Origin of the sequence: Streptomyces sp. GC420 (assembly GCF_009916105.1) — a bacterium.
Classification (GTDB): Bacteria; Actinomycetota; Actinomycetes; order Streptomycetales; family Streptomycetaceae; genus Streptomyces.
The window spans coordinates 20,413-27,335 of the sequence record NZ_JAAAXQ010000062.1; the positions used below are offsets into that span (position 1 = coordinate 20,413).

At 71.9% G+C, this 6,923-nt stretch carries 7 protein-coding genes and 2 pseudogenes; 4 read left to right on the forward strand and 5 right to left on the reverse strand.

Annotated features, from left to right (window positions below; all coding sequences use genetic code 11):
- Positions 1 to 143: 143 nt before the first annotated feature.
- The 3 genes and pseudogenes from GUY61_RS10830 to GUY61_RS10840 form a co-directional block, all read left to right on the forward strand.
- On the forward strand, positions 144 to 530 hold the full coding sequence (locus GUY61_RS10830; RefSeq protein ID WP_166629878.1) for a type II toxin-antitoxin system RelE/ParE family toxin: 387 nt from the start codon (positions 144 to 146) through the stop codon (positions 528 to 530).
- The gene (locus GUY61_RS41510; RefSeq protein ID WP_166629879.1) at positions 527 to 859 is read left to right on the forward strand and encodes a helix-turn-helix domain-containing protein; all 333 of its coding nucleotides are present in this window, start codon (positions 527 to 529) and stop codon (positions 857 to 859) included. Before GUY61_RS10830 ends, GUY61_RS41510 begins: the two co-directional genes overlap by 4 nt.
- 110 nt (positions 860 to 969) lie before the next feature.
- A pseudogene (locus tag GUY61_RS10840) lies at positions 970 to 1,179 on the forward strand (peptide-methionine (R)-S-oxide reductase); the annotation flags it as partial.
- Positions 1,180 to 1,272: 93 nt separating this feature from the next.
- On the opposite strand, the gene GUY61_RS10845 reads toward GUY61_RS10840, so the two are convergent.
- Both GUY61_RS10845 and GUY61_RS10850 read right to left on the reverse strand, forming a co-directional pair.
- Positions 1,273 to 1,920: a CoA transferase subunit B gene (locus GUY61_RS10845; RefSeq protein ID WP_166629880.1), complete on the reverse strand. Its 648-nt coding sequence runs from the start codon at positions 1,918 to 1,920 to the stop codon at positions 1,273 to 1,275.
- Positions 1,917 to 2,675, reverse strand: a complete 759-nt coding sequence (locus tag GUY61_RS10850; protein WP_166629881.1) for a CoA transferase subunit A — start codon at positions 2,673 to 2,675, stop codon at positions 1,917 to 1,919. Before GUY61_RS10850 ends, GUY61_RS10845 begins: the two co-directional genes overlap by 4 nt.
- 284 nt (positions 2,676 to 2,959) lie before the next feature.
- Here GUY61_RS10850 and GUY61_RS10855 point away from each other — a divergent pair, with 284 nt between their 5' ends.
- Positions 2,960 to 3,775, forward strand: coding sequence for a CAP domain-containing protein (locus tag GUY61_RS10855; RefSeq protein WP_166629882.1), 816 nt, complete (start codon positions 2,960 to 2,962; stop codon positions 3,773 to 3,775).
- 501 nt (positions 3,776 to 4,276) lie between these two features.
- Here the strand turns inward: GUY61_RS10855 and GUY61_RS10860 are convergent.
- The 3 genes and pseudogenes from GUY61_RS10860 to GUY61_RS41515 form a co-directional block, all read right to left on the reverse strand.
- A complete protein-coding gene (locus GUY61_RS10860; protein ID WP_166629883.1) occupies positions 4,277 to 5,803 on the reverse strand; it encodes a HAMP domain-containing sensor histidine kinase in 1,527 nt (508 codons plus the stop codon).
- Positions 5,800 to 6,567 (reverse strand): response regulator transcription factor, encoded by a 768-nt coding sequence (locus tag GUY61_RS10865; protein WP_166629884.1) that lies wholly within the window; start codon positions 6,565 to 6,567, stop codon positions 5,800 to 5,802. The genes GUY61_RS10860 and GUY61_RS10865 overlap by 4 nt, the downstream gene beginning before the upstream one ends.
- A 230-nt stretch (positions 6,568 to 6,797) precedes the next feature.
- A pseudogene (locus GUY61_RS41515) lies at positions 6,798 to 6,923 on the reverse strand (NADH-quinone oxidoreductase subunit J); the annotation flags it as partial.

The window sequence follows — 6,923 nt, forward strand, 5'->3', positions numbered from 1 at the left end:
CCGCATCAACTCGATCTCCTTGCGCTTGATCCCGGACGAGGGCTGACCGGAGGAGGTAAGGGGTGGCGCTTGTTTTCACCCTTTTAGCTGGCGGTATAAGGATTTCCTTTTTAAGGTCGGCGGCGTACGCTGAGATGCAGAGCATGAACTGGGAGATCAATCTCCATCCCGAGGTGGATCTGTGGCTGCTGAAGCTTGCGGATGAGGACCCGGGCAGCGCCGATCTGGTTGAAGCGGCGATCGACATGCTGGCCGAGTGCGGCCCGGCGCTCGGACGGCCGCTCGTGGACCGTATTCACGCCAGCCGCATCCACAAGCTCAAGGAATTGCGCCCGGCGAGCGCGGGCCGTGCGGAGGTGCGCATCCTGTTTGTGTTCGATCCCGAGCGTGAGGCGATCCTTCTCATGGCGGGAGACAAGGCCGGGATTTGGAGCCAGTGGTATGTCGATGCGATCCCGCTCGCCGAGGCCCGCTACGACGAGTACCTGACTGATGTGCGACGTGCAGGAGAGGACGGGGATGTCCGGTGAGCGGTCACAGCAGCTGGGCTGCGGTGAAGCGGCAGGTACGCGAGGCCCGGTCCGAGGTCTCCGATGCGGAATGGGAGGATCGGAAGCAGGCGGCGCGGACCGCGACAGAGGCCTACGTGCTCGGACATCACCTCCGTGAGATCCGTGAGGAGCAAGGCCTCACCCAGGCGCAGGTCGCTGCGTCGGTCGGTATCTCCCAGGCCCGGGTGTCGCAGATCGAGCGGGGCGAGATCCACAACCTGGAGACGATGCGCACATATGCCGCGGTGCTGGGCGCTCGTATCACAGTGTCGATCGAGTACGGTGACCGCACTATTGGCGCCGCTTAGCACTGCAGTACGGTTTCGTGATCGCCCCGGCGGTTTCGTCGGCGATCCGTCGTCTGTAGTGACAACTTCACGGCCTTGGGCTATAGGGCCACTCGGGTAGAGCCGGGCGCGGCTGGCCGTCCTTCTACGACCCCAAGGACTCCGACGCGGTCGAGCTGATCGAGGACCGCGCCCACGGCATGGTCCGCACCGAGGTGCGCTGCTCCCGCTGCGGCTCCCACCTGGGACACGTCTTCGAGGGCGAGGGCTACCCGACGCCGACGGACCAGCGGTACTGCATCAACTCGATCTCCCTGCGCATGGTCCCCGAAGAGGACTGAGACCGGGAGCGGCACCGGCCCCCGCGCTCCGTGAGCGCGGGGGCCGCTGTGGTCAGGCCGGTGTGTCCACGCCGGAGGCGGGGCGTCCGGGGGTCAGTTCGTTGCGGGCGACGGGACCAGCACGGGGGCGGCCGTCTTCTCGATGATCTCCTCCGCACTCACGCCGGGTGCGGTCTCGACGAGCACCAGGCCGTCGTCGGTGACGTCCAGGACGCCGAGGTCGGTGATGACACGGTCGACACATGCCCGGCCGGTGAGCGGCAGGGTGCAGTCCCGGACGAGCTTGGGACTGCCGTCCTTCGCGGTGTGGGTCATCAGGACGATGACGCGGCGGGCGCCGTGCACCAGGTCCATGGCGCCGCCGATGCCGGTGACCAGCTTGCCGGGGACGGCCCAGTTGGCGAGGTCGCCCCGGGCGGACACCTGCATGGCGCCGAGCACGGCCGCGTCGATGTGGCCGCCGCGGATCATGCCGAAGGACAGCGCGGAGTCGAAGTAGGCGGCGCCGGGCAGCACCGTGACCGTCTCCTTGCCCGCGTTGATCAGGTCGGGGTCGACCTCGTCCCCGGCCGGGTACGGGCCCACGCCGAGGATGCCGTTCTCCGACTCCAGGACGACGCCGACGCCTTCGGGCAGATGGTTGGGGATCAGCGTCGGCAGGCCGATGCCGAGGTTGACGTAGCTGCCGTCCTCCAGCTCGGCGGCGGCCCTGGCCGCCATCTCGTCCCTGGTCCAGCTCATGAGTCCCGTACCGTCCTCTTCTCGATCTGCTTGTCCGCGGCCTGCTCCGCGGTGAGTGCCACGACCCGCTGCACGAAGATGCCCGGCAGGTGCACCTCGTCCGCGTCGATCCCGCCGGGCTCGACGAGCTCCTCCACCTCGGCGACCGTGACCCGGCCGGCCATGGCGGCCAGCGGATTGAAGTTGCGCGACGACTTGGCGAAGACCAGGTTGCCGTGGCGGTCGCCGCGGGCGGCGCGGACCAGGGCGAAGTCGGTGCGGATACCGCGCTCCAGCACGTACTCCACGCCGTCGAACTCCCGAACCTCCTTGGGCGGCGAGGCCAGGGCCACCCCGCCGCTGCCGTCGTAGCGCCAGGGCAGTCCTCCTTCGGCGATCTGGGTGCCGACGCCCGCGGGCGTGTAGAAGGCGGGAATGCCGCAGCCGCCGGCCCGCAGCCGCTCGGCGAGCGTGCCCTGGGGTATCAGCTCGACCTCCAGCTCGCCGGCGAGGTACTGCCGCGCGAACTCCTTGTTCGCGCCGATGTAGGAGCCGGTGACGCGGGCGATACGGCCGGCGGCGAGCAGCACCGCGAGGCCCCGGTCCATGGCCCCGCAGTTGTTGGAGACCACACGCAGCCCGCTGGTGCCCTTTTCGTACAGCGCCCGCAGCAGCACCTCGGGAACGCCGCTGAGTCCGAAGCCGCCGACGGCGAGCGACGCGCCGTCGGGCAGATCCGCCAAAGCCGCCGCGGCGCTTTCCGCCACCTTGTCCATCTGTTCGCGCTCCAGTCCGCCGGTATCCCGTGTTCGCTCAGCGGTGTTCGCCCAGTGAACTTTTGTTCGAGATTTATGCCGTGCTGAGTTTGCGCCGGTGGACGGCCGCTGTCAATCGGCTGCGGCCCGCAGCCATCCCGAAGACCGGCTCAGCGGATCCTTATGGCTTTCTGAAGATCCTGGCCGAACATCGTTCGAAGGCGGTCGCCCGGCCTAGGGTCTGTCTGCGACATCGGCCGTGACCGGGCCGGCGCATGCCCCTACCGCTTCGGAGAACAATCACCATGAGCAGCCGCCACCGTCGTCGCCCGCGTTCCCACCGGCGTGCCTCCGGCCGCGCCGCCGGAGGGGCGGCACGGCGGCTGGTGGTGACCGCCGGAGTGCTCACGGCCGTCGCGGGCGTGGGCACCGGCGTGGCCGTCCTCGGATCCGGGGACGGCGACGGCGCCGCGACCGGAGTCCGGGCCGCCTCGGACCGCGCCGCTTCCTCGGCAACCCCCACGGCCGAGGAGGCGGCGCCCACGACGGCGTCGCCGTCGGCCACCGAGAGCCGCAAGCCGCGGGCCGGGAAGTCCTCCGCCGAGCCGAGCCCGACACGGACGGCGAGGAGGACACCGGACCCGGCACCCACGCGCGTCGCGCGCCCGGCCGCCTCGCAGAGCCCGACCGCCGCGTCCGGGAACGGCACCGCCTCGCGCCGGACACAGACCGCCGCGACGGGGGAGACGGCGCGGGTGCTCGAACTCGTCAACGACGCCCGGTCGGCCGCCGGGTGCAGCCCGCTGACGACCAACGAGAAGCTGACGGCGGCCGCGCAGAAGTACTCCGGAGTCATGGCCGAGACGCAGAACATGTCGCACACGGGCCCGGACGGCTCGTCGGTCGCGGACCGCGTGGAACGCGAGGGTTACCTCTGGTCCACGGTCGGGGAGAACATAGCCAGGGGACAGGCGGACGCGGACGCCGTGATGGACGCCTGGATGAACAGCCAGGGCCACCGCGAGAACATACTGAACTGCTCGTTCAAGGAGATCGGCATCGGTCTCGTCAAGGACAGCGGCGGCCCCTGGTGGACCCAGAACTTCGGCGCCGCCCGCTGAGCCCGCCCCCCCACGGGGCGCTGGGCGCGCGGCGCACGACGCGGCCCTGAACCGCCTGCCGTCCGCCCCGCCCCGCCGGCCGTCCCGCGCCGGTGTGCGGCGCGCTCGAAGCCCGAGTCAGTACGGCGCCCGCAGCACTGTTCGCCCGGACCGTCCTCGGGTTTCGCCTGCCCGGGTGCGCCGTTCGCCGCCCTGGCCACGACACGGGGTGTCCCCCTTCGCCGGCTTGTGCCTGCCGCCCGGGGCCGCGGCTCCGCCCGGGGCGTCGTAGGGGTCTGCCGTGCCGGGCGGCCGCCCCGCCGGGCGCGGGGCGCGCTGACAAGCCGGTCGACCAGGCCGGTGATTCCGCCCCGGCCGGCCGGTGATCCCGCCCGGGGCCGGCCGAGGTACCAGAGGGGGCGCCGCATGGGCGGGAACGTGCTGATGGCCCCGGAGCGTTGCGAGGGCGAGAACGCGCTGACCGCCCCCCCCGGGGGGGCGTTGTGCCCGTAAGGTGGCCGCTCAGTCCGTGCTGATCCGCTCCGTGGTGTCGGGCTTCGCGCCGCTCCCCTCCGTGGTGTCGGGCTTCGCGCCGCTCCCCTCCGGGTGCGGGCCCCGGGAGCGGCGGACCCGGCCGCGGGCGGTGCCGGGCAGGGGCAGGGGCAGGGGCCATGGGCGGCGGACACGCCGTGAGGAGCGGCCCGCCGGCCCTTCCGCCTCCGTGGCCAGGCCCAGAGTCACCCGTACCTCCGCCCCTCCCATGGCGCCGCGGATGATCTCCACCCCGCCCCGCGTGGCGCGTGCCGCCCGGTGCGCGATGTCCAGGCCGAGGCCCGTGGAACCGCCCACGCTCATGCCGCGCGAGAGCGCGCTGTCCGGGTCCGGGATGCCCGGCCCCGCGTCCTCGACCACCAGAACCACCGTCTGAGCGGCGCGTTCCACCCGTACGGAGAAGTCCGTCCCCTCCGGCGTGTGCTGGAAGACATTGCCGATCAGCGCGTCCACCACCGCCGCGAGGTCGTCGTGCGGCAGCCGCACCGGAGTCTCCTCGGCCGTCGCGGTCAGCGTGCACGCGCGGTGCTGCTGCTCGGCCAGCACCGCCCAGAACTCCACCCGCCCCCTGACCACCGGCGCGACCTCGCACTCCTCGCGCGGGCCTGACGACCCGTCGCCGCCCGTCACGGCTCCGCCGGGTATGCCGCCCAGCGGCCCGGTGGCCAGGGGCTTGCGAGCCGCCGAGATGATGGAGTTGAGCTCGTCCTCCAGGTGTGTGATCGCCGCACCGATCCGCTCTCCGCCCGGCGTGTCCCCCATGCGTTCGGCCTCCAGGCGGAGCGCCGTCAGGGGCGTCCGCAGCCGGTGGGACAGGTCCGCGACCAGTTCGCGCTCCATGGCCAGGAGTTGCGTCACCCGGTCCGCCATCGAATTGAAGGCAGCCCCGGCCTCCTGCAGTTCGGGGGGACCCGCCGGTTCGACCCGTACGCCCAGATCGCCCGACCCCAGGGCGTTCGAGGCGCGCGACAGGCTCCTGGAGGACCGCACGACGCGGGCGCCCAGCCGGTCGGCAACCGCCACGGACCCCACCACCAGTGCCGTGGCCAGCAGCGACATCACCACCCACGACAGGGTCACCCCGCGTTCGAGGTCCTCGCGGGGAGCGAAGGACTCGACGACGGCCACGCGGTTCTCGGACAGGATCACGGGCTGGAGGAACAGCCAGCCGTCGTCCGTGGACAGCACACGTGTCTCGCGGTCCCGGGCAGCCCGGTCGACCGAGTCCTGCGGCGCGTGCTGGATCCCGATGACCTCGTCGTCCGGGAGATGCACCCCGAGCCGCTCGTCGGAATCCAGGCCGGCGACGGCCTGCCGCACGTCGGCCGGGCGGGTGGTGAGCGCCAGCACGGGAGCCAGCGCCGCGGCCCGCTGCTCCGCCTCGGTCGTCGCACGGCTCCTGGCCTCCGACTGGACCAGCAGGGCGAGCGGGATGAGGAAGGACAGCGCGACCATCGAGGTCACGGCGAGGGCCACGCCGGCCAGGGCCCGCCTCACCGCGGTGCCACCAGCTTGATGCCGATGCCGCGCACCGTGTGCAGATAGCGGGGCCGCGCCGCCCGCTCGCCCATCTTGCGGCGCAGCGCCGACAGGTGGACGTCTATGGTCTGGTCCTCGACGTACGGCCGGCGCCAGACCTCGGCCAGCAGCCGCCGCCGCGAGATCACCTGGTCCGCGTGCGCGGCCAGGTAGGCCAGCAGGTCGAACTCGCGCCGTGTCAGCTTCAGTTCACGGCCCGCGAGGTGGGCGCTGCGGGCCAGTGTGTCCACGACGAGTTCGCCGACCTGAACGGTCCTGGGCCGTTGGACCGCGGTGCCGGCGCCGGCACCGGCATCGGCGCCGGACGCCTCCGCGGGTCCCGGCCCGCCGCCGGGCGGTCCGTATCCGGCGGTCCGATCCCGGTCGGTGCGCCGCAGCACGGCGCCCAGGCGGGCCGCCAGTTGCCCGCCGGAGAAGGGCTTGACGACATAGTCGTCGGCGCCCGCGTTGAGCAGCTTGATCACTTCGGCGTCGTCGTCGCGGGCGGTGGCGACCACCACGGGGACCTGGGAGATGCCCCGCAGCATGCGCAGCACGTCCGTGCCGTCGAGGTCCGGCAGCCCGAGGTCGAGCACGACGATGTCCGGGGGACGCCGGGTCACCTCGCGCAGCGCCTCGAAGCCCTGCGCCGCGCTGTGCACCACATGGCCGTGTGCGGAGAGTGCCTCGATCAGACCGCTGCGTATCACGGGGTCGTCCTCGACGAGAAGCACGGATGCCATGGTCGAGCACGGTAGCCGGTCCGCCACTATGGTGTCGTGTCCCGCATCCTGCGCTACCTGCTCATATGGCTGTCGTGCACCGCCGTCAGCGTCACGGCGGTGATCCTGACGGTGCACTTCGTGGTCGGATCGACCAAGACGAGACCGTCGGTGGCGCGTTCGGCACCCACCATCTTCGCCTCGCCGACGGAGAAGGGCGGTTCGAGCGCTCCGGCCGAACCGAGCCGGTCGCCGACGGAGGCGGTGATCAGCAGGGCGCCGGTGATCTCGAAGGCGAAGATGTAGTCGGTGAAGAGCTTCTGGGCGATGCCCTCCACGTTTCCGCCGTAGGCGCCGTTGGCCTCGCCCAGGCCGTT